This is a genomic window from Shimia sp. (genome assembly GCF_965227725.1).
Classification (GTDB): Bacteria; Pseudomonadota; Alphaproteobacteria; order Rhodobacterales; family Rhodobacteraceae; genus Shimia.
Genome location: NZ_CBDDGH010000001.1, coordinates 12,793 through 39,114 on the forward strand (window position 1 = coordinate 12,793; position 26,322 = coordinate 39,114).

Below are 26,322 nucleotides of genomic sequence, written 5' to 3' on the forward strand. Positions count from 1 at the left end.
GAACGTCGAATCTGACGCTCACATAACGTTGACAAATTGTCAGCGTTCTCACAATAAAGCAACAATAATTCGATTCTAGGAGAGACCGATGACCACAGAGCACGACAGCGCATGGCAATTCTGGGTCGACCGTGGCGGCACGTTTACCGACATCGTGGCGAAGACGCCGGATGGCGGGCTCAAAACCCATAAGCTCTTGTCAGAAAACCCAGAAATCTACAAAGACGCGGCGGTGCATGGCATCCGCCAGCTGCTTGATCTGGCTGAAGGCGACGCGATTCCTAGAGGCGCGATCGATGCCGTAAAAATGGGCACAACGGTTGCAACCAATGCACTTTTGGAACGCAAGGGTGAACGCACGGTACTCCTGATCACCAAAGGGTTGCGCGATTTATTACGGATTGGCTACCAGAACCGCCCGGCGCTTTTTGATCTCAATATTGTGTTGCCTGAGCTGCTCTATGATGAGGTGATCGAGGTTGAAGAGCGGCTGGATGCGGATGGCAATGTCATCACCGCGCTAGATGCTGAAGCGGCGCGGAGTGCGCTGGAAGCGGCCCATGCGGCGGGGTTCCGGTCTGTCGCCATTGCGCTGATGCACAGCTACCGCTTCTCCGCACATGAGAAAACGCTGGGGAAGATTGCTGAAGAGATTGGCTTTTCGCAGATTTCGCTGAGCCATGAGACCAGCCCGCTGATCAAGCTGGTGGGGCGTGGCGACACCGCTGTGGTGGATGCTTACCTTTCTCCGATCCTGCGCCGCTATGTGGATCAGGTGGCCACCGCGCTCGACACGGCCAAAGGCGGCTGTGAGCGGCTTTTGTTCATGCAATCCAATGGCGGTTTGACCGATGCGCGGCTGTTTCAGGGGCGTGACGCGATCCTGTCCGGCCCTGCGGGCGGCGTAGTTGGCATGGTGCGCTCTGCGGCGGAGCTTGGCTTTGACAAGCTGATCGGCTTTGACATGGGCGGCACCTCCACAGATGTCTGCCACTATGCGGGCGAATATGAGCGTTCGTTTGAGACCGAAGTGGCCGGCGTGCGGATGCGCGCGCCGATGATGTCAATCCACACGGTTGCGGCGGGTGGCGGCTCGATCCTGAGCTACCGTGATGGCCGTATGCAGGTGGGTCCGGAAAGCGCGGGGGCCAATCCGGGGCCTTGCGCCTATCGTCGCGGCGGGCCGCTCACCGTGACGGATTGCAACGTGCTTCTGGGCAAACTGCAGCCCGATCATTTCCCACATGTGTTTGGGCCCCATGGTGATCAGCCGCTGGATGTGGACGCTGTGCGCGTGAAGTTCGAAGCGCTGAAGGCGGAGATTGGCAGCGAGAAATCCGTGGAGGATCTCGCCGAAGGCTTCCTGCGGATTGCCGTGGAAAACATGGCCAATGCGATCAAGAAGATCTCAGTGCAGCGCGGCTATGACGTGACCAAATACACGATGAACTGTTTTGGTGGCGCGGGCGGACAGCATGCCTGTCTCGTGGCGGATGCGCTTGGCATGGAAAGCATCTTCATCCACCCGTTTGCGGGCGTTCTCTCTGCTTTTGGCATGGGGCTTGCAGACATCCGCGCGATGCGGGAAAGCCAAGTGGCCTGCGCGCTGAATGCGCCGGAGGCCGCTGCGGCTTTGCAGGATCTCACCGCTGCGGCGCATGCCGAAGTGGCTGAGCAAGGGGTTGCAGATCAGGACATCACCGTCTCCCAAACCGCGCACATTCGCCCCAAAGGGGCGCAGCAGAGCCTCACCGTGGCTTTCGGCGCTCCCGAGACCATGCGGGACGACTTTATCACCGCGCACAAACAGCGCTTTGGCTTTGCGCCGGAGACCGATGATCTGATCATTGATGTGGTGGTGGCCGAGGCGATCGGGCAGACCGGCGAAGCGGTGACCATGCCAGACCCTGAGGGCACCGACAGCGCGGCCCCCAATGTGATGCTTTACACGGGCGGGCGTTTGCAAGAGGTGCCGCTGGTGGATCGCGCCACCTTGGCGCTTGGGCAATCGGTGACGGGGCCTGCCATCCTGACCGAACCAACCGGCACCAATATGATTGAAGACGGCTGGCAGGCGACCTGCGCCACCGGGGGCAATCTGGTGCTGAAGCGCATTGTGCCGCTCAAACGCTCTGAGGCGATTGGCACCTCGGTGGATCCGGTGATGCTGGAGGTGTTCAACAACCTCTTTATGTCGATTGCCGAGCAGATGGGCGCGACGCTTGCGAACACCGCCTATTCGGTCAACATCAAGGAGCGCTACGATTTCTCCTGCGCGATCTTTGATCAGAACGGTGATCTGGTGGCCAATGCGCCGCATGTGCCTGTGCATCTGGGCTCCATGTCGGAAAGCGTGCGCACGGTACTGCGCGAGAACGCGGGTAAGATCCGCCCCGGCGATGTGTTCATGATGAACAACCCCTATAATGGCGGCACGCACCTGCCGGATGTGACGGTGATTACCCCGGTGTTTGACGCGGCGGGCGAGACCATCATCTACACCGTAGCTTCACGTGGGCACCACGCCGATATTGGCGGCAAAACGCCGGGGTCCGCCCCGCCCGACAGCCGCCATATCGAAGAAGAAGGCATCGTGATCGACAATTTCCTTCTGGTGGATCAGGGCAGCCTGCGGGAAACAGCCGCACGCGAGTTGCTCACGTCCGGGCGCTACCCCTGCCGGAACGTGAATGAAAACATGGCCGATCTGGCCGCGCAGATTGCCGCGAATGCCACCGGTGCCTCCGAGCTTACGAAGATCACCGCACAGTTCGGGCATTCCACCGTTCAAGCCTATATGGGCCACGTACAGGATAACGCCGAAGAAAGCGTGCGGCAGGTGCTCGATGTGTTGAAAGACAGCGCGTTTTCCTACCCGCTGGACGGCGGTGCAAAGATCGACGTCGCGATCAAAGTGGATAAGGAAAACCGCACCGCGACCATCGACTTCAACGGCACATCAGAGCAGAGCGCGACGAACTACAACGCCCCGATGGCAATCTGCCGCGCGGTGGTGCTTTATGTCTTCCGCACGCTTGTGGGCAGCGACATCCCGATGAACGAAGGATGCCTCAAACCGCTCTCGCTCATTGTGCCGGAAGGCTCGATGATCAACCCGAAATTCCCTGCGGCCGTGATTTCTGGCAACACCGAGGTCAGTCAGGCGATTGCCGACACGTTGTATGGCGCGCTCGGGGTGATTGCGGGCAGTCAGGGCACGATGAACAACTTTGTCTACGGCAACGACACCTATCAGAACTACGAAACCATCTGTGGTGGCACCGGCGCGGGCGACGGGTTTGATGGCACAAGTGCGGTGCACAGCCATATGACCAACACCCGTATGACCGACCCGGAAGTACTGGAAACCCGCTTCCCGGTGCGGGTGGAAGAGTTTTCGATCCGGCATGGGTCTGGTGGCGACGGCCGGTGGCAGGGTGGCGATGGCATCATCCGGCGACTGCGGTTTAATGAGCCGATGACGGTGACGGTGCTGTCCTCACACCGCGTGATCCCGCCCCATGGGGCAGCAGGTGGTGGCACAGGGAAAGTCGGCCTCAACAGCGTGGTCCGCACCGATGGCAGCGAAGAAAAGCTCACCGGGAATGATCAGGCTGAACTGACCGCTGGCGATATCTTTGTGATGGAAACTCCGGGGGGCGGCGGCTTCGGCGCTGCTTAAAGCAACAAAGAAGGGCCGCTTGGAGAGATCCCCAAGCGGCCCTTGTTCTTTGCAGCAGGAAGCCTTGTTAAGCGGCAGCGCGGCGGAGCAGGCAATCCTGCACGCGGCCGGGATAATCGCTCACGATGCTGTCCACGCCGCATTCAATCATGCGGTTGATGTCTGCCACCTCATTGACGGTCCATGTGCCGACAACCAAGCCAAGGCCGTGGGCCTCCTCGACCAACTCGGCGGTCACATCCAGAAAATGCGGGCACCACATCTGGCCTCCGGCCTCCACGACCGCTTTGGGCAGGGACGGCGGAATTTCTTTCCAGCGCGGCATCACTGTGCGGTCCACGTTTTCACCCGGAAAGCCCTTGGGCAGGTAAGATAGGTAGGAAGTCGGCATCTCAGGCGCTTGCGCGCGGGCCACATCGAGAATGCCCCAATCAAAGCTGTGCATCACCGTGCGCTCGACCACACCGGCGCGGCGCACCTCAGCAGCAACGGCGGCAACCATCTCTTCGCGTTCCTGCGCCATATCAAGCGCATCAGGATCTGTCTTCATCTCCAGCAACAGCGAGAGCGATGCGTTCTCAGGCTTGGCGGCAAAGGCCAGCACATCGGCCAGAGTGGGCGCTTTGGCTGACGGCAGTGTCGCCTGATCCGAAAACCGGCGGCCGTATTCAGTGTCCCGATTGGCGGCACCCACATTGCAGCCCTGCACTTCGGCTAGGGTCATCTCGGCCACGCGCGGCCCGGGATCGGGCAGCCAGAGGCCATCTGCGCCACGGGCCAAGGCGCCGTCCAGCGTATGATTGTGCACCACAACCGGCACCCGGTCTTTGGTCATCACCACATCAAATTCAATCGACGCCACGCCGATCTGCTGGCAGAAGGCAAAGCCTTCCATGGTATTTTCCGGCAAAACCCCCCGCGCACCGCGGTGCCCGGAAATCCGGGGCCCCGCCGCATCCGCGCGAAATCCATCTAGTTGCCCATATTGACGCATCACTCGATCCGTTTTTGCGTGTCCGGCGCAAAGAAGTGCATATTCTCCGGCGCCGCACCAAATTTCATTTCGGTGCCGGGTGCTGCCGTCACATGTCCGGGAAGACTCACCACCATTTCAGTGTCGGTACCTTTAAGTGCGCCATGTAACAATGTGTTGGCACCTAACTGTTCCATCAGTTGCACCTGTACCTCAATTGCACCGTCCTCTTGGGGTTCCAGATGCTCCGGCCGCACGCCCAGAACCACATGGCCCTGCCCCAGAGCAACGCCAAGACGTGCTCCATTGGACAGAGTCGTTACCCCGTTCGCCACTTCGGCAGGCAGAAAGTTCATGGCCGGGCTGCCGATAAAGCCAGCCACAAACATGGTTTCAGGGCGGTCATAGAGCTCAATCGGGGTGCCGAATTGTTCCACATAGCCGCCATTGAGCACCATCAGCCGATCCCCCAGTGTCATGGCTTCGACCTGATCGTGGGTCACATAGATCGAGGTCACGCCCAGCTTTTGTTGCAATTTGCGGATCTCAAGACGCATCTGGACGCGCAGCTTGGCGTCGAGGTTCGATAGCGGCTCATCAAACAGGAAGACCTGTGGGTCGCGCACAATCGCACGGCCCATGGCCACGCGCTGGCGCTGACCGCCGGACAGCTGGCGCGGTTTGCGCTCGAGATACGGACGGATTTCAAGAATATCCGCGGCTTCTTCAACGCGGCGGTTGATTTCATCCTTGCTGATTTTGCGGATTTTCAGGCCATAAGCCATGTTCTCGCGCACCGACATATGCGGGTAAAGCGCGTAGTTCTGAAACACCATTGCGATGTCACGATCTGCGGGTTCCAGCTCATTGACCACGCGGTCGCCAATGTGGATTTCCCCGCCGGACACGGTTTCCAGCCCAGCCACCATCCGCAGCAAAGTGGATTTACCGCAGCCGGACGGGCCGACGATCACAACAAATTCGCCGTCCTCAATCTGTCCGTCGATGTGATGCAGCACCTCGGTGTCGCCATAGGCTTTCACAAGGTCTTTCAATGTAATGGATGCCATGGTCGTTTGCCTATTTGTCTGTCTCGGTCAGCCCTTGCACAAAGAGCTTCTGCATTGCGATCACCACAAACACCGGCGGGATCATCGCCAGTAGCGCGGTCATCATGATGATGTTCCATTGCGGGGATTGCTCTGCCGCCTCCAGCATCTGTTTGATGCTCATGACGATCGTGGTCATGTCGTTGTCTGTGGTGATCAACAGCGGCCAGAGGTACTGGTTCCAACCGTAGATAAAGAGGATCACAAACAGCGCGGCAATGTTGGTGCGGCTGAGCGGCACGAGGATGTCGATGAAGAACCGCATCGGCCCCGCCCCGTCAATCCGCGCGCTTTCCAGCATCTCGTCGGGGATGGTCAGAAACACCTGCCGGAACATGAAGGTGGCGGTGGCCGACGCAATCAGCGGCACGGTCAGACCCCAGTAGCTGTTGAGCATCCCCAGATTGGCCACCACCTCAAAGGTTGGCAGGATGCGCACTTCTACGGGCAGCATCAGAGTGATGAAGATCAGCCAGAAGAAGCCCATGCGGAAGGGGAACTTGAAGTAAACGATGGCGAAGGCCGACAAGAGCGAGATGATGATCTTGCCCAGCGCAATCATTAGCGCCATCGCCAGCGAGTTCAGCAGCATGCGCCAGACCGGCGCAGCCTCTGCGCTGGAGAGACCAGAGCCAAAAAGCGTTGCCTTGAGGTTTTCCAGGAAATGCGTGCCCGGCAGCAGCGGGATTGGCGCTTGGGTCATGCGCACGGCGTCATGGGTGGCGGCCACAAAGGTGATCCAGATCGGCAGCGCCACAAGCACCACACCGAAGATCAGGATCAGATGGCTGACCAAAGTCAGAATGGGACGATTTTCAACCATCAGTATTCGACCTTTCGCTCAACGTAGCGGAACTGGACCACGGTCATGGTGATGACGAGGAACATCAGGATCACCGACTGTGCCGCAGAGCCGCCCAGATCGAGGCCCACAAAACCGTCGTTGAACACTTTGTAGACAAGGATTGTAGTGCTGTTCGCTGGCCCGCCCTGTGTCACCGCGTGGATGATGCCGAAGGTGTCAAAGAAGGCGTAGACCGCGTTGATCACAAGGAGGAAAAACGTCGTGGGCGAGATCAGTGGGAAGATGAAATCTTTGAACCGGCGCACCGGCCCTGCCCCATCAATCGCAGCAGCTTCGATCACCGAACGCGGGATGGATTGCATGGCGGCGAGATAGAACAGGAAGTTGTAGGCGATCTGCTTCCACGCGGCGGCAAAGATCACCAGCATCATTGCATGGCTGCCTTTGAGGTAGTGGTTCCAATCCAGCCCCACCATATCCAGAAGGAACGGGAAAATACCCAGCGTCGGGTTGAACATGAACACCCAAAGCGCGCCCGCCAGTACCGGGGCGACCGCATAGGGCCAGATCATGAGCGTCCGGTAGGCCGTCGCACCGCGCACCACGCGATCGGCAAAGGCTGCAAGGATCAGCGCAATCGACATCGACAAGATCGCCACCGCAGCCGAGAAAAACAGCGTGCGCCAGAATGTTGCGAGATACTGTTTGTCCTGAAACAGGATCTGGAAATTCTCAAACCAGACAAACTCTGTGGACAGCCCGAAGGCGTCCTCAATCAGAAACGACTGATAGATCGCCTGTGCGGCTGGCCAAATAAAAAAGACCAGCGTGATGATGATCTGCGGGGCCACCAGAAGGAAGGGCAGCGCAGAGGATGGGAAATGGACGCGTTTGAGCATGTCACCCCTGAAAACCTGTGGTCGTTTTGAACGACAAAAAACGCCCGGCAGCCATGAAAGACCACCAGGCGCCCGGAGTTAACCTTGATCAGTTGGCTGCACGCTCAAATTTGCGCAGCAGGGCATTGCCGCGCTCAGCCGCCGCGTCCAGCGCCTCTTGCGCGGTTTTGTCACCGGCCCAGAGCGCTTCCATCTCTTCGTTGATCACGTCGCGCACCTGCACGAAGTTGCCAAAGCGGATGCCGCGAGAATTGGCGGTTGGCGTGTTCAGGCTCAACTGTTGAATGGCGGTGTCTGTGCCCGGGTTGTCCTGATAGAAGCCCTGTTCCTTGGACAGCTCATAAGCGGCTGTGGTGATCGGCACATAACCGGTTTCCTGATGCCACCATGCCTGCACCTCAGCGGAAGACAGATAGGTCATGAACTGGGCCAGACCTTTGTATTCATCCGCCTCATGGCCTGCGAGCGCCCAGAGCGTTGCCCCGCCGATGATCGAGTTCTGCGGCGCGTCTGCGACGGAGGTGTCCAGCGGCAGCATGGTCTGGCCAAATTCAAACCCCGCCTGAGATTTGATTGAGCCGTAGTATGCGGAGGAGTTCATCCACATGCCGCATTCACCATTGGTGAACATCGGCAGGGAGTCACCGCGACGGCCGCCATATTTGAACAGGTTGCCGTCTGACATCGCCGCGACATCGTCCAGACGGGCCGCCACCTTGTCGTTGTTGAAGGTGAACTCAGTGTCAAAGCCGGCAAAGCCATTTTCTTTGGTGCCCATCTCAAGATCGTGCCATGCGGAGAAGTTCTCGATCATGACCCAGGATTGCCAGCCAAAGCTCACGCCGCAGTCCATGCCGCTGTCGACCAGCGCCTGAGAGGCGGCTTTCACATCATCCCAAGTCTTTGGCGCATCAACACCCGCCGCTTTCAGGGCATCGGCGTTGTACCACAGCACCGGTGTGGAGCTGTTGAACGGCATCGACAGCAGTTCGCCTTCGGGCGTCTGGTAGTAGGAAATCACCGCAGGCAGATAGTCGGATTTGTCAAAGCCTTCGCCCGCATCCGCCATCATCTGCTCAATCGGGTAGATCGCGCCTTTTGCCGCCATCATGGTTGCGGTGCCCACTTCAAACACCTGCACCAGATGCGGATGCTCTTTGGCGCGGAAGGCCGCGACTGCCGCGGTCATCGTCTCGGTGTAGTTGCCTTTGTAGGTTGGCACCACTTTGTACTCAGACTGGCTGGCGTTGAAGTCTGCCGCCATCTTGTCGATGCGTTCGCCATTGGCGCCGCCCATGGCATGCCACCACTGGATCTCGGTCTGGGCCATGCCCATTCCTGCCATCAGGCTCGCCAATGCCACGCCGGAAAATGCTACTTTGGTAAAATTCATCTCTCTCGTCCCCTCACTGAACTGACCAAATTTCAGGCAAAGCATTCGAAAATAGATGAAATAATGCAAGTTAAACTTTTTAGACACAAACATAACTCAATGTTATATAGGTGCGATAAAACGATACAAACATAAGAAAAACCAAGGGTTCGGGTGCCGTGAAATTTCAGATGAGACAACTCGAAGCCTTCCGCGCGGTGGCGGAAAGCGGGTCAATTACCAAAGCTGCGGAGGCACTTGGCGTCTCACAACCGGCAGTGAGTCGGCTTATGTCGGACTTTTCCAAGTCGGTCGGCTTTGAGCTTTTTCACCGGCGGCGCGGGGTGCTCGAACCCACCAGCGACTCCCGCTATTTGCTGGCAGAGGTGACTCGCATTCTGGACCGGCTTGATCATCTGGATGATCTGCGTCGCGACATTGCCGAGCGGAAAACGGGACACATCCGCATTGCCTGCCTTCCCGGATTTGCGACCAGCCACCTGCCCGGCGTGCTGGTGGATTTTCTCAGCGACCGTCCCGGAGTGACCGTCACCTTGGAGCCGGATCGGCCTGAGCGCATTCTGGAGTGGATCATCGGGGAGCAATATGACTGTGGCATTACCGACGGGTTTGCCGGGCATCCGGCGACGGAGGCCACCGATATTTCCATCCGCTCCGTGCTGATCATGCCGGAAGGCCACCCTTTGACCGTCAAGCAGGTGATCACGCCCAGCGACATTCGGGATGAGAAACTGATCCACTCGCGCCGCGACAGCCCGTTCTTTCGCCGGGTGGAGCGTGCCTTTGCCGATCATGGTGAGCAGCTCAAATCCTGGATCGAAGTGCGCCAGTTCACCGCCGCCTGCACCATTGTCAGCCAGGGCCATGGTGTGTCGATTGTCAGCGCCTTGGACGCGGAGCAATATCGCAACAAGGGTTTGACGATCCGGCCTTTTTCGCCACAGATCGACCACCGGCTGACCATTCTGCGCCCGGTGACAGCCAATGCCTCGCCGCTGGTTTTTGATTTTATCAAGGCCTTCACAGACAGCCTTGCGCCATTCATGGCCGAAGCTCCGGACGCGCCGGGATAACAGGCCTCAGCGGCCTCCCAAAAATTGCCATTTCCGGCCATTGATGTTCTCAGAATGGCCTGAACGATCAAGGACGCTACGTTTTCAAGAACAGCGCTTTCATCCCGAGCGCCTCCCATGGTTGTTAGGCGCCAAATCAGGATCGTAAGAGATAGAGGAGGCTTCTCATGAAAACAGCCATCACCGAAATGTTGGGGATTGAACACCCGATCATTCAGGGCGGCATGCACTATGTCGGCTTTGCCGAGATGGCGGCAGCGGTTTCCAACGCGGGTGGGCTTGGCACCATCACCGGCCTCACCCAGAAAACACCGGCAGATCTGGCCAATGAAATTGCCCGCTGCAAGGACATGACCGACAAGCCGATTGCGGTGAACGTGACCTTCCTGCCAACGGTTAACGCACCGGATTATCCCGCGCTCATCAAAGCCATCATCGACGGCGGCGTGACCGTGGTGGAAACCGCAGGCCGCAACCCTGCGCAGGTGATGCCTTACCTCAAGGATGCGGGCATCAAAGTGATCCACAAATGCACCTCTGTGCGCCACGCGCTGAAGGCGCAGGAGATTGGATGTGACGCGGTCTCCGTGGACGGGTTTGAATGCGGTGGTCACCCGGGCGAAGATGACATCCCCAACATGATCCTGCTGCCGCGCGCTGCAGATGAGCTGGAGATCCCCTTTGTGGCCTCCGGCGGTCAGGCAGACGGCCGCTCTCTCGTGGCGTCGCTGGCGCTTGGCGCTGCGGGGATCAACCTCGGCACCCGTTTCGTGGCCACTCAGGACGCCCCTGTGCATCAGAACGTCAAAGACGCGCTGGTCGCTGCTACAGAGCTTGACACCCGTCTCGTCATGCGCCCGCTGCGCAACACCGAGCGCGTGCTGACCAACAAGGCGGTGGAACGTGTTCTCGCCAAAGAGAAAGAAAAAGGCGACGCAATCCAGTTTGACGACATCATTGATGAGGTCGCAGGCGTCTATCCGCGTGTTATGCAGGATGGCGAAATGGATGCGGGCGCATGGTCCTGCGGCATGGTCGCGGGCCTGATCAACGACATCCCGACCTGCGAGGAGCTGATTTCGCGCATCATGCGGGAAGCTGACGAGATCATCAATCAGCGCCTTGTTGGCTTCAGCAAAGCGTAAGGGGACCTAAAATGACCGATACAACCACACCAGAAAACGGCGTTCTCACCGAGCAGCTCGGCCAGGTGATGCGCATCACCATGACCGCGCCGGGCAAGAAAAACGCCATCGACAAAGACATGTACCTTGGTCTGGCCGACGCCTTCAACGCGGCCGCAGCCAACTCCGAGATCCGCGCCGTCTGGCTGCGCGGCGCTGACAATGATTTCACCAGCGGCAATGTGGTCTCTGGCTTTGATCAGACCGCCAAAGGGGACAACCCTCCGGTGGCTGCCTTCCTGAAGGCGCTGATCGAGTTCCCGAAACCGATCGTTGCAGAGGTCGAAGGCGTGGCAATCGGCATTGGCGCCACCATGCTGATGCATTGTGATCTGATCTATGTGGCCGAGGGCGCCCGTTTCCGCCTGCCTTTTGTCAACCTTGGTCTGGTGCCAGAAGCCGGCGCGAGCTACGTGCTGCCACGTCTGATGGGCCAAGCCAAAGCGGCGGAGCTGCTCCTGTTGGGCCGCATGTTTGACGCGGACGAAGCGCTGAGCGCGGGTTTGATCAATCAGGTTCTGCCTGCGGCCGATCTGGTGGCCACGGTTGAGGCGACGCTCAAGGCGCTGTGCGAACAGCCGCCGGAAGCCATGCGTCTGACCAAAGCGTTCCTGCGTCGTGACCTGGAAGGCACCCTTTGGGACCGCGTCAGCAACGAGCTGTCGGAATTTGCCGCCGGTCTGGACAAGGACGAATTCAAAGAGGCCTACGCAGCCTTCACCGAAAAGCGCAAACCGGTCTTCAAATAAGACAAGAAAGCCGATGCAAGGACCTCCCTGCATCGGCTTTGTTCTATGGCCAAAATCTGTGAAAACTCAGACCAGCTTGGCCCCTTCCGGCACGGTCACGGCGTAGTCGGTTTTGAAAATCTCTGGCATCTTCACAGGGCGGCCTGTGGTCAAATTGGTGCTCACATAGTCAGACTGCGCCCGCAGGATGGTTTTCTGATCGCTCAGGCGCACCACCTGAAACAGTCGGCTGCAGCGCAAACGCCCGTCGTTTGACAGGATCCAGTTAAACACCACGACCTCGTCATTCAGAAAGGCTGACGACAGGTATTTGATCTCATGGCGCACAGCCGCCATGCCGCGCTCCATCTTCAGGCACACTTCTTCGGTCAACCCAACCGCGCGCGTGTGCTCCCAAACGGTGGCGTCCAGCCACTTCAGATAAACCGCATTGTTGACGTGGTGAAACCCGTCCAGATCCACTTTGGTGACCTGAAACCGCTTCCAGTAAGAGTTTGGAAAATCAGCGAGGTTTTCGATCTCTTGATCTGTCATGTGCACCGCTCACGTTGGCTTGGAAGGAGGATTTTGAGACACCCTAGAGATTGCATTCGCACTGCGCCAGTCAGCGCATTGGGTCGCTACGCAACGTCCCCGCAACATGTCTCTCGCGTCGGCTATTTAGTGGGCACAGACTCGTTTGATCCACGCAGCCGCGACATCGCAAAGCCGCTCCAAATGCGCGGCGTGATCCAGCCCTGTCACCCGTTTGCGGGGTTTCAGATCATGGTCGCCATCTTCAAACCAAGCGAGTTCCACCTGCTGTGACAGCGCATAGGTCGCCACCTCTTCTTGGGTGCCAAAGGGATCACGTGTACCATGGCATATCAGGGTCGGTGTCAGCAGCGCCTCCAGATGCGCAACCCGCAGGGTTTCTGGCTTGTTCTGCGGATGAAACGGGTAGCCGAGGCACAGGGCGCCTTTGATCTTCCCCGCCGCCAAAAGGTCGTCTGCAATCAGGCTGGCCACGCGCCCGCCCATGGATTTGCCGCCAATGACAATCGGACCACTTTCAGCCAACGCCGCAAGCGCCGCGCAATATTCCTCCTGCAAGAGCGCCACCTTGGGCGGCGGCCGTTTTGCACCGCCCGTGCGCCGCTGCGCCATATAGGCAAATTCAAACCGCGCCACCTGCACACCGCGCGCTGCCAGACCTTCGGCCACGGTGGTCATAAACGGCGCGTCCATGCCGATCCCCGCCCCATGTGCAAAAACAAAGGTCGGCGCGCCCTCGCCCGCCGGATTGATCAGAAATTCAGGTGCAGCCATGTGGCCTCCAAACATACAAAAGGCGCCCGCAGGCGCCTCTATCAACACTCACCCCGCGACATTCCCTAAAGAGCTCCGCACGGGGTTTGGCAGATCCTACCTCAGTGCGTCCAAGGCCCGCGACGGTTGGTGGCAAAGTTTTCGCCGTAGCCGCCAGCGCGGATGTTTGGCTTGCGCTTTTGCGGCTCAACCACCTGTGCTTCGATCCCGCGATCACGGGCGTAAGCCACCGCCGCATCCTTGCTGTCAAACTTCAGACGCACCTGGCTCTGCGTGTCGCCGGAGCCGGTCCATCCCATCAGGGGATCAATGTCCTTGGCCTCCGAAGGGCCGTATTCCAGCACCCATTGGTGTGTCTTGGCGGTGCCCGATGACATCGCTGTCCGGGCTGGCTGATAGATACGCGCAATCATCGCATTCTCCTTGGACTGTTCGCTTTATCACGGATTCCGGACGCTGCGACAAGTGGCAGAATAGCGCAGAAGCACTTGCAAATATTCAATCTTTGGAAAGGAAAGGCTCGCAAGCAACCAAAACGCCTTTCCAAACTGCGGGGAGCGAGGGGTGTAAGTGCAGATTGAAACGGTCGTTGCACATGGTTGCTTGCTGAAATGAGCATATCGAACATGCCGCTTTATATGCAAGTGCAACATATATTTAATTACGCAAAGTGCTAGAATTTTGTTCTAAAATTTCAAAAGCAAGCACAACGACTTACTTAGTGGAGCGCACTGGATGCTTCCCTTAGGTCAATTTAAGCCGAATTGCTGCAGCGCCAAAACGGAGATCGCGCTGTTTTTCTGCAAGTGCAAAATCTCCCCTCCTGTCATTTGTTGTCAGCATCGCACTTCAACCACCCTTGAATTGCCATTTCGCCCTTGCATAAGAACAAAAAGAGACCAACATCAGAGACCGACGCGCCCGCGCGCGCAGAACGTTTGCCCAGCGCCTGGATATTCACGATGACCGATGCCGCCAATGCTCCGCTCTTAAATGGCCCTGATCCCAGCGCCCCCCGCCGCCCCAAGCTTGAAGGCGGCAAACGCATTGTTATGCATACAGAATTTGAGCCTGCAGGCGACCAGCCCACCGCCATTGCCGAGCTCTCCGCAGGCGTGAATGACGGCGACCGCAATCAGGTACTGCTTGGCGCCACCGGAACCGGCAAAACCTTCACCATGGCCAAGGTCATTGAGGAGACCCAGCGCCCCGCCATCATCCTTGCGCCCAATAAGACGCTGGCGGCGCAGCTCTATGGCGAGATGAAAGGCTTCTTCCCGGAAAACGCGGTCGAATATTTTGTCAGCTTTTATGACTACTACCAGCCGGAAGCCTATGTGCCGCGCTCTGACACCTTCATCGAGAAGGAAAGCCAGATCAACGAACAGATCGACCGGATGCGCCACTCCGCCACGCGGGCGCTTCTGGAGCGCGATGATGTGATCATCGTGGCCTCGGTCAGCTGCATCTACGGTATCGGCTCGGTGGAGACCTACTCCGCCATGACCCTCGATCTCAAAGCAGGTGGCGAATATGACCAACGTCAGGTGATCGCCGATCTGGTGGCCCAGCAATACCGCCGCAACGACGCTGCCTTCCAGCGCGGCTCTTTCCGGGTGCGGGGCGACAGCCTTGAGATCTTTCCGGCTCACTTGGAAGACCGCGCCTGGAAGCTCTCCTTCTTTGGGGAAGAGCTGGAAAGCATCACAGAGTTTGACCCGCTGACAGGCGAGAAGACCGACACATTTGAGCAGATCCGCGTGTATGCGAATAGCCACTATGTGACGCCCAAGCCAACGCTCAACCAAGCCATTGTGAACATCAAGAAAGAGCTGCGTCAGCGGCTGGATCAGCTGGTGGACGAGGGCAAACTGCTTGAGGCGCAGCGGCTGGAGCAACGCACCAATTTCGATCTGGAGATGCTGGAAGCGCAGGGTTTCTGCAACGGCATCGAGAACTACTCGCGCTATCTGACGGGCCGCGCGCCGGGTGAGCCGCCCCCCACCCTGTTTGAATTCATCCCCGACAACGCCATCGTCTTTGCCGATGAAAGCCACGTGTCAGTGCCGCAGATCGGTGGCATGTACCGGGGCGACTACCGCCGTAAATTCACGCTCGCGGAACACGGCTTCCGCCTGCCGTCTTGTATGGACAACCGGCCGCTCAAGTTTGAGGAATGGGACGCCATGCGTCCGCAATCGGTCTTTGTTTCCGCAACCCCGGCGGGCTGGGAGCTGGATCAATCCGGCGGTGTGTTCTCCGAACAGGTGATCCGCCCCACCGGCCTGCTTGATCCGGAGGTGGAAATCCGCCCCGTCGAGATGCAGGTGGACGATCTGCTTGATGAGATCCGCAAGGTCACAGCCGATGGGTTCCGCACGCTGGTGACCACACTCACCAAACGCATGGCCGAAGACCTCACCGAATATCTGCACGAGCAGGGCATCAAGATCCGCTATATGCACAGCGACATCGATACGCTGGAACGCATTGAAATCCTGCGAGATTTGCGGCTTGGGGCCTTTGATGTTCTGGTCGGCATCAACCTGCTGCGGGAGGGGCTGGACATCCCGGAGTGTGGTCTGGTGGCCATTCTGGATGCGGACAAAGAGGGCTTTCTGCGCTCGGAAACTTCACTTGTGCAGACCATTGGCCGCGCCGCGCGGAATGCTGAGGGCCGCGTGATCATGTATGCGGACCGTATGACCGGCTCCATGGAGCGCGCGATTGGCGAAACCAACCGCCGCCGCGCCAAACAGATCGCCTATAACGAGGAACACGGCATCACCCCCGCGACGGTCAAAAAGAACGTCGAGGATGTGCTGGCCGGGCTCTATCAGGGCGACACCGATCAGTCCCGCGTCACCGCCAAGATCGACAACCCGCTGCACGGCGGCAATCTGGAAACCGTGCTCAACGGGCTGCGCGACGATATGCGCAAGGCGGCGGAGAACTTGGAGTTCGAAGAGGCCGCGCGCCTGCGTGACGAGATCAAACGTCTGGAAGCCGTGGATCTGGCTGTGGCAGATGACCCGATGGCACGGCAATACGCAATCAAGGCCGCCGAGGAAGAAGCGGTTAAGAGCAAGGGGCGGTCTACGGCTGGCCGTGCCGGGCAACGTGGTGGGAACGTGCGGAGCAAGCGGGGGCGGTAAAACGTAGGGTGCGCAATCCTTGCGCACCGACGCACGCACAACAAAGGGCCAGCGCCGGACCGGGGGTCGGCGCACCAAAGCGCAAAATTTGGCACTTTATGTCCGCCGGCATCTCCCCCCACCAAGCGGGCACGACATTCGCAAAAGCGCCGACCCATGGGGCCGGTCCGGCGCTGGCCCGGCGGCGCAAAGCGCCTTGTTCCGGGCTAACTCAGAAAGACTTTGTCGGCTCAGCAATTGGAGCGAGGGTTTTGCCTGTTAGGTCGATGTGCGGCGGCATCCGCGCCCTGAGGCAGCACAAACCCGTGACTTGGCGCAAGCCATGCCAATCGCTACCCTTCCCCCATGCGCATCCTCTTTCTCCCTCTCCTCTTAGCCACCCTCGCCACCCCGGCCACAGCGTGGCAAGCCATCACCGGCGAAACCTGCACCCTCACGCATGAGACCGCCGACACCCGCGTCCACCTCACCTACGACCCAAGCAAACCGCTCTACACTCTTGCGATCACCCGCAAGTCCGACCCGTGGCAGAGCGCGCCTTGGTTCGCGATGCGGTTCCTTGGCCCCAATGAGATCACCATTTCCACGCCGAAACATGCGATGTCGGACAATGACCAAACGCTCAATGTGGCGGACAGCGGGTTTGGCAATGTGTTGGACGGGTTGCAGTTCAACCACACCGCGGTGGCGTTCACTCAGACGCAGACCGTTCCACTTTCGCTTGAAGGGGCCGGGCCGGAAGTGCAGAAATTTCGTGACTGCGCCGCCGCGCAACTCTCTTGAGCCACCCGTTATCCGATAACATCGCCGCGTTTTTGCCTGTCACAGCGCCCTAGGCCATGGCTCCGAAAAAACGGAGTCTCACATGCACGCAAAATGCGCCCTCGCCCTGCTCACCCTCTATTCCCTTGCCGCCTGCGCCACGCCGCTGGAGCGCTGCCTCAACACCGCCAACAGCCGGGTGACGCAGCTGCAGAACGCCATCGCCACAGCCGAGGGCAATATCTCGCGCGGCTATGCCATCCATACGTATCAGGAGCCGGTTGTGGTGCCCAAAGATTGTCACGATGAGCACGGGCGTTGGTACCGTTGTGATGAGACGGAATACCACACTGTCGAAGTGCCGGTGGACATCGACATTCGGGCGGAGCGGGAAAAGCGCGACGGCTTGCGACGGGATCTGCGGGCTGCACGCACACAGGCCGCGCGGCAATCGGATCAGTGCTTTGCGGCCTATCCCGAAGGCTGAGCCAAAAACGGGGGCGCATGGCCCCCGTTGTCATCTCTTCTGAGCGCAAGCTTAGAAATCAAAGATGTCATCCAGGAAGCTGCTCATCTTTTTCTTTTTGCGCGGTTTGCTGTGGTAATCGCGATCGTGCCCGCGATCATAGTCGCGGCTCTCATAGCCACGGCCTTGTGGGGCCTGCTGCTGGGGCGGAGGAGGTGGCGGGCTGTAGGCACTTGCGCGTTCAATGATCTTGTCCAGCTCCCCGCGATCGAGCCACACGCCGCGACACTCAGGGCAATAGTCAATCTCCACACCGTTGCGATCTGCAATCACCAGCGTCGCGCCATCAACCGGACATTTCATCAAAGAACTCCTCCTATGTTTCCTGAGACAGAGATAGGCACGCACCGTTCAAATTTCATGAGCGCAGGCAAAGACATAGCGCCACACGCGCAAAATTTTGCGCAAACCCGACTGAAACGCTCAAATTATAATTCCGACAAAACCAGTCAACTATATGTTTTTAAACGATTTTCTCTTGCACCTCCCTGCGACTCACTCTAGATAAATACTCAAGACATCAGCGAGCCAGATCGGCAACTCACGTACGAAGCGAGCGCTCCAGCAAGGCCCAGCCCAACGCCAGGTCCAGCCAGACAGCCAGCCACGCACGTAGGCAGCAAAGATCAAGCCAGCGATACAATGCGGCGCAAGGGAAAATCCCCAGCGCCGCTTTTGTTTTGGGCCATAGGCTGGCAAAGTGCTGACATGACTGAAAAATCTCCGATCCACCCCACCGATCAAGATGCACGTGCCCTGGCACGCGCCTTGATCTCAGAGGCTCGCTTTGCCGCGCTGGCAGTGACAGATCCCAACACAGGCGCACCCTCGGTCACGCGGATCGCCATCGCCACTGCGCCTGATGCGGCCCCGCTCACTTTGATCTCCGACCTCTCCAGCCACACGGCAGCGTTGCGCGCTGATCCACGCTGCGCTTTGCTGCTAGGCGAGCCTGCCGAGAAGGGTGATCCCCTCACCCATCCGCGCCTGACAGTTCACGCCAAGGCCTGCTTTGTGTCGCGAAACAGTGAAGCGCACGCTGCCCTGCGCAGCCATTATCTGGCGCAGCGGCCCAAGGCGAAACTTTATGTGGACTTTGGTGACTTCAGCTTTGTGCGGTTTGACGCCATAGGTGGCCTTCTGAACGGCGGATTTGGCAAGGCTTTCAAGCTGACACCGGCTGACATGTTGACGCCATCCAGCCCAGCTTGACCCATGGCGTGCCCGCCCCTACCGTCAGGCTATGCCCCTACATTCGCTTGATCACGCAAACATCCGCACCGGCAACCTCAGCAGGATGGTCTCCTTTTACGAGGAGGTTTTGGGGATGAAGGCCGGCCCCAGACCGGATTTCGGTTTTCCCGGCGCCTGGATGTATCTGGGGAAGCAAGCGGTGGTGCATCTTGTGGAGGTGGAGGGCAGCCCGCAAACGGATGGCGATCTGGCGCTTGAGCATGCCGCGTTTGGTGCGACGGGCATGGCGGCGTTTCTCGACCTGCTGAAATCCCGCAAGATCGACTACTACCTCGGCTTTCCGCCGGGCTTTCCGATTGTGCAGGTCAATCTCAATGATCCAGACGGCAATCATCTGCATGTGGATTTTCACATTGATGAATTGCCGGAGAAACTCCGCCCGGCTTAGCCAGTGGCGCGCATTCGATGAGCGCCGCTACCGCTAAGTCTTCACTGCATCAAAGCTTTGGACGCCAGAAGCACTTGAGCGATCGGCTCAAAGTAGCGCACTTCCAGTGATGACGCGCCCCGCATTGCGGCCACCGCCCGATCCACACCGTCCCCATAAAGCGCCTGCGCAACGGGCACCGAGTCAGCCGTGACGGCCTTGATACGACCGCCATTCACGCGGACCCGGTCGACGTTCTTATCAAGATGCTCGCGCACAAAGGCATAGAGCCCGCGATTTACACGGGTCAGCGCAACTTCGGCCTCCCAATACACGGAGGCATTGGCCACCACCCGCACGGTCTGGCTGTAGGCCTGACGTAGGCAATCCACGCGATAGATCGGATCCAGGGTGGCGCATTGCTCGGCACCATAGGTGAAAGTGTCAACGGCCCGTTTCGTTTGATGCTCGGAGAATCCATTGTCCTCCTCCGCAGAAACAGCGCCCGCCAAAGCCAATACCGCAATCATCGCGGCTCCGCGCAACCATTTGACAGTCTTGATCATTTTGCCGGGGCTCCTTGTTAACGGGTCACGTGAATCGCACAGGTGGCGTGGCGCACAACCTGCGCCGCAGTACTGCCCAGTACAATATCCTGAACCCCGGGTCTATGCGACGCAATGACGATGCAGTCCACATCTTCGTTTTTGGCCCAATTGACAATGGTTTTCCCTGCGGAACCTTCGGTTACCACCCCGCGCGCATTGGGCATTTCCGCCCCCATCGCCTCAAGGCTGGCAACAATGGCGGCCTGTGCCTCTTCCTGAAAGCCCTTTGGCACATAGTTGATCACATAGTTGGGCACATTTGCCATCACATGCAGCAACGTCACCTGACCATCCTCAGCAACCAAGCGGCGCGCCACCGCAATCGCCTCTTTCGGGTCATGCGCGTCATCAAAGGCCACGGGAACCAATATATGCTGATACATGTGACTCTCCCAAGCCTTTGCAACCCAAACCAGACTAGGCCCGATCAAAAGCCTCTACAACATCATACATCACCGGCTCAAAGCTGCGGCAAAGCTGATGGATACGCCGGTTTCGCTCCCGCATTTCCTCGCTGCGCAGCATGGCCTGAAAATCCTCACGGCGACGCCATTGAGAATAATTGGCGATCCGGGTTTGCGCATCATTCACGTGCAACCCCGCCGCGATAAAACCTGGCTGTTTTGAGATAAACTGATCATAAGCTTCGGTCAGCGCATCAAGCAGATCCTGACAAGTGCCGGGGGTCATCTCAAATGTCGTGATGACGGTTTGAAGGTCCGCCTCCTTGGTGATTTTGGGCATAGTTCCTCCTTCCTTTTCCTCAGCTTAGCGCAGCCACGCCGCGATTGGCCAATGAATAAAGCCGCATCGGCACAGAGCCGCGCCTGTCGGGCTGCGCCACGCAACCGCACCCCACGCGCTTGTGATTGCAACAAACCCGCCTCTGGCCCATACTGGGCGCAAATACGGTCAGGCCAAATGACGGAGCAAAAGAATTTCCGCGGGCCCGAGCAGACACATGAGGCAGTAATGACCCGAGCACTTTTTGCGCTGCTGATGGCAGCTTTTCTGATCCCCTCGATCCCACAGCAGGCGGACGCGCGCGTGCTGAACCGCGCCTGTCAGCAATCAGAGCGTGACGCCGCCAACCGCAGCCTGTGCCGCTGCATTCAAAAAGTGGCGAACAAATCGCTGTCCCGTGCGGATCAGCGACTGGCCGCAAGCTTCATCAAAGAGCCGCATAAAGCGCAGGAAATCCGCCAGTCAGACAGCCGCAGCCATGAGATTTTCTGGAAGCGCTACAAGGCCTTTGGTGAAGACGCCACGCGCAGCTGCAACCACCTGCGCTAAGGCGCATTTACGCGCCGCTGACCAGCTTCAAGCTCGGCGGCGTCAGAAAATGCTCCTCCCGCATCTCCGCGCTGATGGCATGGCCAACCATGCCCTCTTCGCGTGAAATCACAGAGGAGGCCCGCACCAATTCCGGCAAGGCCTCATCCGCAACCCGCTGCCAGGTCACGGTTTTCAGGAACTTATGCACCGACAGCCCGCCGGTGTAGCGCGCGGCTCTGTCTGTGGGCAGCACGTGGTTTGGCCCCGCCGCCTTGTCGCCAAAGGTCACGCAGGCCCGCGCCCCAAGGAACAGCGAGCCATAGCTGCGCAGCCGCGTTTTCCACCATGCCAGATCCTCTGCCTGCACATGCAAATGCTCCGGCGCGTATCTGTCTGAGACCAAAGCCATCTCTTCGCGCCCCTCACAGAGGATCACCTCGCCGCGCTCTGCCCATGCCTGTCGCGCGGCGCTGCGGTTGGGCTCCGGCAGTTGCGCCACGCAATCTGCAATCCGTCCCATCACAGCCTCGGCCAACGCCCGATTGTCACACACAAGCCAAACCGGAGAGTTGCCGCCATGTTCCGCCTGCCCCACCAAATCCCAAGCCACCAGATCGGGGTCAGCGGTCTCATCCGCGATGATCAGGACATCCGTGGGACCCGCAAACATATCGATGCCCACTTCGCCAAAAAGCTGCCGCTTCGCCTCAGCGACATATTGATTGCCCGGCCCCACCAGAATGTCAGCACGGCCAGCCCCGAAATGCCCCTCTGCCATGGCAGCCACCGCCTGAACACCGCCAAGCGCCAAGGCGCGGTCCGCCCCGGCGAGCCACATCGCATAGAGGATCGCCGCCGGAATGCCCTCCCCCGGACGCGGCGGCGAGGCGGCTGTCACATCTCCGACCCCGGCCACACGCGCGGTGGTGATGCTCATCAACGCGCTGGCGATGTGGCTATAGCGCCCGCCGGGCACATAACAGCCCGCAGCATCCAGTGGGATCACCCGCTGCCCGGCCATCAATCCCGGGCGCAGCTCGACCTCAAATTCGCTGAGGCTGCTGCGCTGCGCTTCGGCAAACCGGCGAATGTTGTCATGCGCATAGCGGATCGCATCACGCAGTTCAGGCGTGACATGCTGTGCGGCTTCGGCCATCTGGTCCCGCCCCACCACAACTTCGCCATCCCAGCGATCCAGCCGCTGCGCATACTCGCGCACCGTCGCCTCTCCGCCCTGACGGATACGGGCCAGCATGATTTCGACGGTGTCCCGCGCATCCGCCGTACCGGCCTCTGCAATCGTGGCGTCCGCGCGCTTCAGATAAGTGATGGTCATGTCAGTCTCCTGCCATATCTCGATGTTATTCTTGGCTTGACCCAATCCCTGCGACTATTCACAAAAGGCAAATCTGCCGGAGAGCCAAAATGTTGAACAAAGGTGTCACCCTCAGAGGGTTGGAAGTGTTTGAAGCGCTCGCAGCAACCGGTGCCGTGGCGCAGGCGGCGGAGATCACGGGGCTGTCGCAACCGGCGGTGTCTCAGCAGATCCGAAATCTCGAAAAGGCGCTTGGTGCCGACTTGCTGGACCACAGCAAACGGCCGATGCAACTCACCCCTGCAGGGCGCGCTTATCTGATCCGTGCCAGTGCGGTGCTCTCGCAATTGCGGCTGGCGCAGTCTGAGCTGGCGGTGATGGATCTCACCCACCTGACGCAGCTCTCCATGGGCATCATTGATGATTTTGACAATGACCTGACCCCGCGCCTTGTTACGACACTGGCGGAGTCGATGACCCGCTGTCAGTTCCGCCTTGTCACCGCGCCGAGCCATGAGATCACCGAAGCCATTCGCGCCCGTGATCTGCATCTCGCAATCACCGCCTCCTCCGGAGAAGTCATTGACGGAATTACCGAATACCCGCTGACCCGCGATCCGTTTATTCTGATTGCCCCTGCCGGTCGCGTACCTGCAAAAGGCGATGTGATGGGCGCGCTGGCCGATCTGCCGATGCTGCGCTACGGGCAGGAGCAACTGATCGGACGTCAGATTGAAGCCCACCTGAAACGCTGCAAGCTCGACATTCCGCAACGGTTTGAAATCGGCTCCAACCCGTCGCTTATTGCCATGGTGTCGCGCGGGATTGGCTGGGCCATCACCACGCCTCTGGGCTACCTGCGCGCGACGCGCTTTCATGATCGCGTGACCGCGCACCCGCTGCCGTTTGCCCCCTTCAGCCGCACGATTTCTCTTCTGGCAAGCGGAGACTGGGCTGACACAGTGCCACGCGACGTGGCCCAAACCATGCGCAACCTGCTGAGCAGCCACATGATTGCCCCGGCCCTCGAGAAACTCCCGTGGCTGGAAGATGATTTTCGCGTGTTGGACCGATAGGCTCCGCACAGGTCAGGCTCCGAAACAACTTCGGTTTCACTGTCTGCCGGTGCCGCTCATTTCAGCAAGAGGCCGTGGCGCTGCTTTGCAAACAGCAGCCTCTACTTTTCATTTTCCTGAAACTACCGCCCCATTTGCGCAAATCTAAAGCGCAGCAACGAGCCCACGTGCGCAGGTTTCAATCAGGTCCAATGCCCCGTCAAAGTCACGGGTGTAGTAAGGGTCAGGCACCGCATCGGCGGCGCTGTCTTCATAATCGGTGAAAAGCTGCACCGGCGTTTCGTTGCCCGCCGGACGCAACCGTTCAATATTGGCGAGATTGTCTCCGTCCATCGCGATGATCAGGTCAAAACGCGTGAAGTCCGCGACGTCAAACTGGCGCGCGCGCAAATCTGAGAGATCGTAGCCCCGCGCCTTGGCCGCCGCTTGCATCGGGCCATAGGGCGGCTCTCCCACGTGCCAGCCTCCAGTGCCAGCGCTGTCTGCGTCCACCTCCGGCGCAAAGCTGCGAAACACGCCTTCGGCGGTGGGGGACCGGCAGATATTGCCCAGACAGACAAACAAAATTTTCATGGCGGATCATTCCCTTACCTTGCCAGCACCCCGGTACCTTGCCACAGTCAACAGAGAGGCACCACAAGCAGCAGCCAGCGAGACGCGCATATGACCACCAACATCGTTATCCTGACCGGCGCCGGGATCAGCGCGGAAAGCGGCCTTGGCACATTTCGGGACGAAGGCGGACTTTGGGCGCAGCATCGGATTGAGGATGTGGCCACACCTGAGGGCTTTGCCCGCAATCCCGATCTGGTGCATGAGTTTTATAACGTCCGTCGCGCCAATGCGGCAGAGGCGGCGCCCAACGCCGCGCATTATGCGCTGGCAGAACTTGAAGCCAAACTTGACGGCACGCTGCTGATTGTCACCCAAAACGTCGACAGCTTGCACGAAAAAGCTGGCAGCAAGAACGTGCTGCATATGCATGGGATCCTTGCTGGAGCACTTTGCGCCGCCTGCGGCCACCGCTGGGAGGCTCCAGCGGTGATGGCCAAAGAAGACCCCTGCCCGGCCTGCGCCGCACCTCAGACACGCCCGGACGTGGTGTGGTTTGGCGAAACTCCCTACGAGATGGAGCGCATTGAGGATGCGCTTTCCGCGGCGGACATCTTTGTCTCGATTGGCACGTCGGGAGAGGTTTATCCGGCGGCGAACTTCGTGTCCCACGCCGACTATATTGGCGCCCATACGGTGGAGCTGAATTTGGAGCCCTCTGCCGGGGCATCCCGCTTTGCCGAAGTGCATCTTGGCCCCGCCACGGAAACGGTCCCGCAATGGGTGGCGAGCGAGCTGGCCCGCACCAACAGCTGACGCAAACAAAAAGGGCCACCTCAACGGGCGGCCCAGATTGAAGACGTAAACAGACGCGGCGGTCAGCCGTCGGTCTTTTTCATCTCGCCATGGCCTTGCGCCCCTGCGGCGGGCTTACGCTCCAGATCCACAGGCACCTCAAGTGTAATGTCGCCTGCTTTTTCAAAGGTCAGCGTCACATTCACAACGTCGCCATGCTCCAGACCATGGGTCAGCCCCATGAACATCACGTGATCGCCACCACGTTGCAGCATGTGCTTGCCACCTGCCGGGATCACAAAGCCCTCTTTCACATGCAGCATTTTCATTTTGCCGTCGCCGATGTCTTTGTGGGTGTGCAGCTCTGTGCGCTTGGCCACATCGGAGCTGACAGAGACCAGACGGTCATCTTCGCTGCCGGTGTTCTCGATCACCATAAAGCTTGCGCCGGATTTGGAGATCTTGGTGGCGACGCGGGCGTAGGCATCTTTCACGGCAATGGTTGTTTCGGCAAATGCTGGAAGCGCGAAAGCCACAGCAGCGGCGGCGGCGAGGGTGAAGGTTTTGACGGACATTATTGGTCTCCTGTCCCTGTGAGTTGATGTGTCAGATTAGAAAATGAACACACCAATCGGGGGCGCACGGGCGCTGGGGGAGGTTTGACGAATCGCTTCTACATGGTCGCCCAAAGCCAATCGCGCAATGCGGCTTTGCCCAAAGTGGGCTTCTATTGTGGCCTCGGGCACCGCGATCCAAGTCAGCAAAGATGCCGAAAAGTCAGGGCATAGATGCGGCGCGCCTGTGGGGTTGCCATCAGCATCCACGGGCACCATCACCGGATTTTCGCCGATGCAGTATTCCGCATAGCCCGCAACGCCGGGCATACCGCGCGCAATCGCCATGCTGTGCCCTGTCAGGACCAGCACGAGCGCGAGCACTCCGGAAATATATGCGCGGAAGTTTGCCGTCATGCCCGCATATATGCATGGCCGCTAAGCTTTGTGAAGACGACAAAAGGAAACAGCCCCACCCGAAGGTGAGGCTGTCAAAATCTCAAAAAAGATCAGTGCGATCAGGCGTTTGCTGCCTGCGCTTTTGCGATCTCTTTTTTCACTTTCAGAGCGTTGTCGGAAAGCTCGGTGTCTTTTGCTTTTGCCAGGAACGCGTCCAGGCCACCGCGGTGGTCCACGGTGCGCAGCGCGGCTGCGGAGATGCGCAGTTTCACGCCACGGCCCAGAGTTTCGGACTGCAGAGTCACGTCGTTCAGGTTAGGCAGAAAACGACGCTTGGTTTTGTTGTTGGCGTGGCTGACATTGTTGCCAGTCATCGGGCCTTTTCCGGTCAATTCGCAACGGCGCGACATGGGTTCATCCTCGTTTTACGGTGCACGGGGATAACGGCCCCGTCAAAGCATAAGGGCGCTGCCTAGGCCGCGCCCGGAATTTTGTTTGGCGTGATTAGG

Annotated in this window: 29 protein-coding genes; 12 read left to right on the top strand and 17 right to left on the bottom strand. The window is 59.1% G+C overall.

What is annotated here, in order from left to right:
- Window positions 1-88 precede the first annotated feature (88 nt).
- Entirely contained in the window at window positions 89-3,682 is a 3,594-nt protein-coding gene (locus ACO07T_RS00075; RefSeq protein ID WP_422047721.1) for a hydantoinase B/oxoprolinase family protein, read from the top strand.
- A gap of 67 nt (window positions 3,683-3,749) precedes the next feature.
- On the opposite strand, the gene ACO07T_RS00080 is transcribed toward ACO07T_RS00075, so the two are convergent.
- The 5 genes from ACO07T_RS00080 to ugpB all read right to left on the bottom strand — a co-directional run bounded on the left by ACO07T_RS00080 (window position 3,750) and on the right by ugpB (window position 8,861).
- On the bottom strand, window positions 3,750-4,676 hold the full coding sequence (locus ACO07T_RS00080) for a glycerophosphodiester phosphodiesterase family protein (protein WP_422047722.1): 927 nt from the start codon (window positions 4,674-4,676) through the stop codon (window positions 3,750-3,752).
- Window positions 4,676-5,725 (bottom strand): sn-glycerol-3-phosphate import ATP-binding protein UgpC, encoded by a 1,050-nt coding sequence (locus ACO07T_RS00085; RefSeq protein WP_422047723.1) that lies wholly within the window; start codon window positions 5,723-5,725, stop codon window positions 4,676-4,678. The genes ACO07T_RS00080 and ACO07T_RS00085 overlap by 1 nt, the downstream gene beginning before the upstream one ends.
- Before the next feature lie 10 nt (window positions 5,726-5,735).
- Window positions 5,736-6,587 (bottom strand): sn-glycerol-3-phosphate ABC transporter permease UgpE, encoded by an 852-nt coding sequence (gene ugpE / locus ACO07T_RS00090; RefSeq protein WP_209077743.1) that lies wholly within the window; start codon window positions 6,585-6,587, stop codon window positions 5,736-5,738.
- Window positions 6,587-7,468, bottom strand: coding sequence for a sn-glycerol-3-phosphate ABC transporter permease UgpA (gene ugpA, locus ACO07T_RS00095; protein ID WP_209084132.1), 882 nt, complete (start codon window positions 7,466-7,468; stop codon window positions 6,587-6,589). Before ugpA ends, ugpE begins: the two co-directional genes overlap by 1 nt.
- Before the next feature lie 88 nt (window positions 7,469-7,556).
- Complete coding sequence (ugpB, locus tag ACO07T_RS00100) at window positions 7,557-8,861, bottom strand: sn-glycerol-3-phosphate ABC transporter substrate-binding protein UgpB (RefSeq protein ID WP_422047724.1); 1,305 nt, start codon at window positions 8,859-8,861, stop codon at window positions 7,557-7,559.
- Window positions 8,862-9,019: 158 nt separating this feature from the next.
- On the opposite strand from ugpB, the gene ACO07T_RS00105 reads away from it, so the two are divergent.
- The 3 genes from ACO07T_RS00105 to ACO07T_RS00115 all read left to right on the top strand — a co-directional run bounded on the left by ACO07T_RS00105 (window position 9,020) and on the right by ACO07T_RS00115 (window position 11,867).
- The gene (locus ACO07T_RS00105; RefSeq protein WP_422047725.1) at window positions 9,020-9,934 is read left to right on the top strand and encodes a LysR substrate-binding domain-containing protein; all 915 of its coding nucleotides are present in this window, start codon (window positions 9,020-9,022) and stop codon (window positions 9,932-9,934) included.
- Window positions 9,935-10,101: 167 nt separating this feature from the next.
- Window positions 10,102-11,079 carry an NAD(P)H-dependent flavin oxidoreductase gene (locus ACO07T_RS00110; protein WP_209077739.1) on the top strand — a complete coding sequence of 326 codons (978 nt, stop codon included), beginning with the start codon at window positions 10,102-10,104 and terminating at the stop codon, window positions 11,077-11,079.
- Window positions 11,080-11,090: 11 nt separating this feature from the next.
- Window positions 11,091-11,867: an enoyl-CoA hydratase-related protein gene (locus tag ACO07T_RS00115; protein WP_422047726.1), complete on the top strand. Its 777-nt coding sequence runs from the start codon at window positions 11,091-11,093 to the stop codon at window positions 11,865-11,867.
- 66 nt (window positions 11,868-11,933) lie between these two features.
- Here the strand turns inward: ACO07T_RS00115 and ACO07T_RS00120 are convergent, their stop codons facing one another.
- The 3 genes from ACO07T_RS00120 to ACO07T_RS00130 all read right to left on the bottom strand — a co-directional run bounded on the left by ACO07T_RS00120 (window position 11,934) and on the right by ACO07T_RS00130 (window position 13,588).
- On the bottom strand, window positions 11,934-12,401 hold the full coding sequence (locus ACO07T_RS00120) for an acyl-CoA thioesterase (RefSeq protein ID WP_422047727.1): 468 nt from the start codon (window positions 12,399-12,401) through the stop codon (window positions 11,934-11,936).
- A gap of 126 nt (window positions 12,402-12,527) precedes the next feature.
- Entirely contained in the window at window positions 12,528-13,175 is a 648-nt protein-coding gene (locus ACO07T_RS00125) for an alpha/beta family hydrolase (protein WP_422047728.1), read from the bottom strand.
- A 101-nt stretch (window positions 13,176-13,276) separates the two neighbouring features.
- A complete protein-coding gene (locus ACO07T_RS00130) occupies window positions 13,277-13,588 on the bottom strand; it encodes an ETC complex I subunit (protein ID WP_422047729.1) in 312 nt (103 codons plus the stop codon).
- Between the two features lie 549 nt (window positions 13,589-14,137).
- Between ACO07T_RS00130 and uvrB the strand changes: the two genes are divergently transcribed.
- The 3 genes from uvrB to ACO07T_RS00145 all read left to right on the top strand — a co-directional run bounded on the left by uvrB (window position 14,138) and on the right by ACO07T_RS00145 (window position 17,579).
- On the top strand, window positions 14,138-16,330 hold the full coding sequence (gene uvrB / locus ACO07T_RS00135) for an excinuclease ABC subunit UvrB (protein WP_209084141.1): 2,193 nt from the start codon (window positions 14,138-14,140) through the stop codon (window positions 16,328-16,330).
- 345 nt (window positions 16,331-16,675) lie between these two features.
- Complete coding sequence (locus ACO07T_RS00140; protein WP_422047730.1) at window positions 16,676-17,113, top strand: hypothetical protein; 438 nt, start codon at window positions 16,676-16,678, stop codon at window positions 17,111-17,113.
- 82 nt (window positions 17,114-17,195) lie between these two features.
- Window positions 17,196-17,579 (top strand): hypothetical protein, encoded by a 384-nt coding sequence (locus tag ACO07T_RS00145; protein WP_422047731.1) that lies wholly within the window; start codon window positions 17,196-17,198, stop codon window positions 17,577-17,579.
- A 51-nt stretch (window positions 17,580-17,630) separates the two neighbouring features.
- Here ACO07T_RS00145 and ACO07T_RS00150 read toward each other — a convergent pair whose 3' ends face one another.
- Window positions 17,631-17,921 carry a zf-TFIIB domain-containing protein gene (locus tag ACO07T_RS00150; RefSeq protein WP_422047732.1) on the bottom strand — a complete coding sequence of 97 codons (291 nt, stop codon included), beginning with the start codon at window positions 17,919-17,921 and terminating at the stop codon, window positions 17,631-17,633.
- A 405-nt stretch (window positions 17,922-18,326) separates the two neighbouring features.
- Here ACO07T_RS00150 and ACO07T_RS00155 point away from each other — a divergent pair, with 405 nt between their 5' ends.
- Entirely contained in the window at window positions 18,327-18,830 is a 504-nt protein-coding gene (locus ACO07T_RS00155; RefSeq protein WP_422047733.1) for a HugZ family protein, read from the top strand.
- 31 nt (window positions 18,831-18,861) lie between these two features.
- Window positions 18,862-19,260 carry a VOC family protein gene (locus ACO07T_RS00160; RefSeq protein ID WP_422047734.1) on the top strand — a complete coding sequence of 133 codons (399 nt, stop codon included), beginning with the start codon at window positions 18,862-18,864 and terminating at the stop codon, window positions 19,258-19,260.
- Window positions 19,261-19,301: 41 nt separating this feature from the next.
- Here ACO07T_RS00160 and ACO07T_RS00165 read toward each other — a convergent pair whose 3' ends face one another.
- From ACO07T_RS00165 to ACO07T_RS00175, 3 genes are read right to left on the bottom strand one after another with little or no spacing between them, the layout of a single operon-like run.
- Complete coding sequence (locus ACO07T_RS00165) at window positions 19,302-19,805, bottom strand: hypothetical protein (RefSeq protein ID WP_422047735.1); 504 nt, start codon at window positions 19,803-19,805, stop codon at window positions 19,302-19,304.
- A gap of 17 nt (window positions 19,806-19,822) precedes the next feature.
- Window positions 19,823-20,230, bottom strand: coding sequence for a universal stress protein (locus ACO07T_RS00170; RefSeq protein WP_209061696.1), 408 nt, complete (start codon window positions 20,228-20,230; stop codon window positions 19,823-19,825).
- 34 nt (window positions 20,231-20,264) lie between these two features.
- Window positions 20,265-20,591, bottom strand: coding sequence for an antibiotic biosynthesis monooxygenase family protein (locus ACO07T_RS00175; protein WP_209061698.1), 327 nt, complete (start codon window positions 20,589-20,591; stop codon window positions 20,265-20,267).
- Between the two features lie 228 nt (window positions 20,592-20,819).
- Between ACO07T_RS00175 and ACO07T_RS00180 the strand changes: the two genes are divergently transcribed.
- Window positions 20,820-21,140 (top strand): hypothetical protein, encoded by a 321-nt coding sequence (locus ACO07T_RS00180; RefSeq protein ID WP_247742706.1) that lies wholly within the window; start codon window positions 20,820-20,822, stop codon window positions 21,138-21,140.
- Between the two features lie 7 nt (window positions 21,141-21,147).
- Here ACO07T_RS00180 and hisD read toward each other — a convergent pair whose 3' ends face one another.
- The gene (gene hisD / locus ACO07T_RS00185) at window positions 21,148-22,458 is read right to left on the bottom strand and encodes a histidinol dehydrogenase (RefSeq protein ID WP_422047736.1); all 1,311 of its coding nucleotides are present in this window, start codon (window positions 22,456-22,458) and stop codon (window positions 21,148-21,150) included.
- Between the two features lie 89 nt (window positions 22,459-22,547).
- Between hisD and ACO07T_RS00190 the strand changes: the two genes are divergently transcribed.
- On the top strand, window positions 22,548-23,513 hold the full coding sequence (locus ACO07T_RS00190; protein ID WP_422047737.1) for a LysR family transcriptional regulator: 966 nt from the start codon (window positions 22,548-22,550) through the stop codon (window positions 23,511-23,513).
- A 144-nt stretch (window positions 23,514-23,657) separates the two neighbouring features.
- Here ACO07T_RS00190 and ACO07T_RS00195 read toward each other — a convergent pair whose 3' ends face one another.
- Window positions 23,658-24,086: a low molecular weight protein-tyrosine-phosphatase gene (locus ACO07T_RS00195; protein WP_422047738.1), complete on the bottom strand. Its 429-nt coding sequence runs from the start codon at window positions 24,084-24,086 to the stop codon at window positions 23,658-23,660.
- 90 nt (window positions 24,087-24,176) lie between these two features.
- Between ACO07T_RS00195 and ACO07T_RS00200 the strand changes: the two genes are divergently transcribed.
- Complete coding sequence (locus ACO07T_RS00200; RefSeq protein ID WP_422047739.1) at window positions 24,177-24,881, top strand: NAD-dependent deacylase; 705 nt, start codon at window positions 24,177-24,179, stop codon at window positions 24,879-24,881.
- Window positions 24,882-24,943: 62 nt separating this feature from the next.
- On the opposite strand, the gene ACO07T_RS00205 is transcribed toward ACO07T_RS00200, so the two are convergent.
- The 3 genes from ACO07T_RS00205 to rpmB form a co-directional block, all read right to left on the bottom strand.
- On the bottom strand, window positions 24,944-25,435 hold the full coding sequence (locus ACO07T_RS00205; RefSeq protein ID WP_422047740.1) for a copper chaperone PCu(A)C: 492 nt from the start codon (window positions 25,433-25,435) through the stop codon (window positions 24,944-24,946).
- Between the two features lie 36 nt (window positions 25,436-25,471).
- Entirely contained in the window at window positions 25,472-25,831 is a 360-nt protein-coding gene (locus ACO07T_RS00210) for a hypothetical protein (RefSeq protein WP_422047741.1), read from the bottom strand.
- A 101-nt stretch (window positions 25,832-25,932) separates the two neighbouring features.
- A complete protein-coding gene (rpmB, locus tag ACO07T_RS00215; protein WP_209061714.1) occupies window positions 25,933-26,223 on the bottom strand; it encodes a 50S ribosomal protein L28 in 291 nt (96 codons plus the stop codon).
- Window positions 26,224-26,322: the final 99 nt, after the last annotated feature.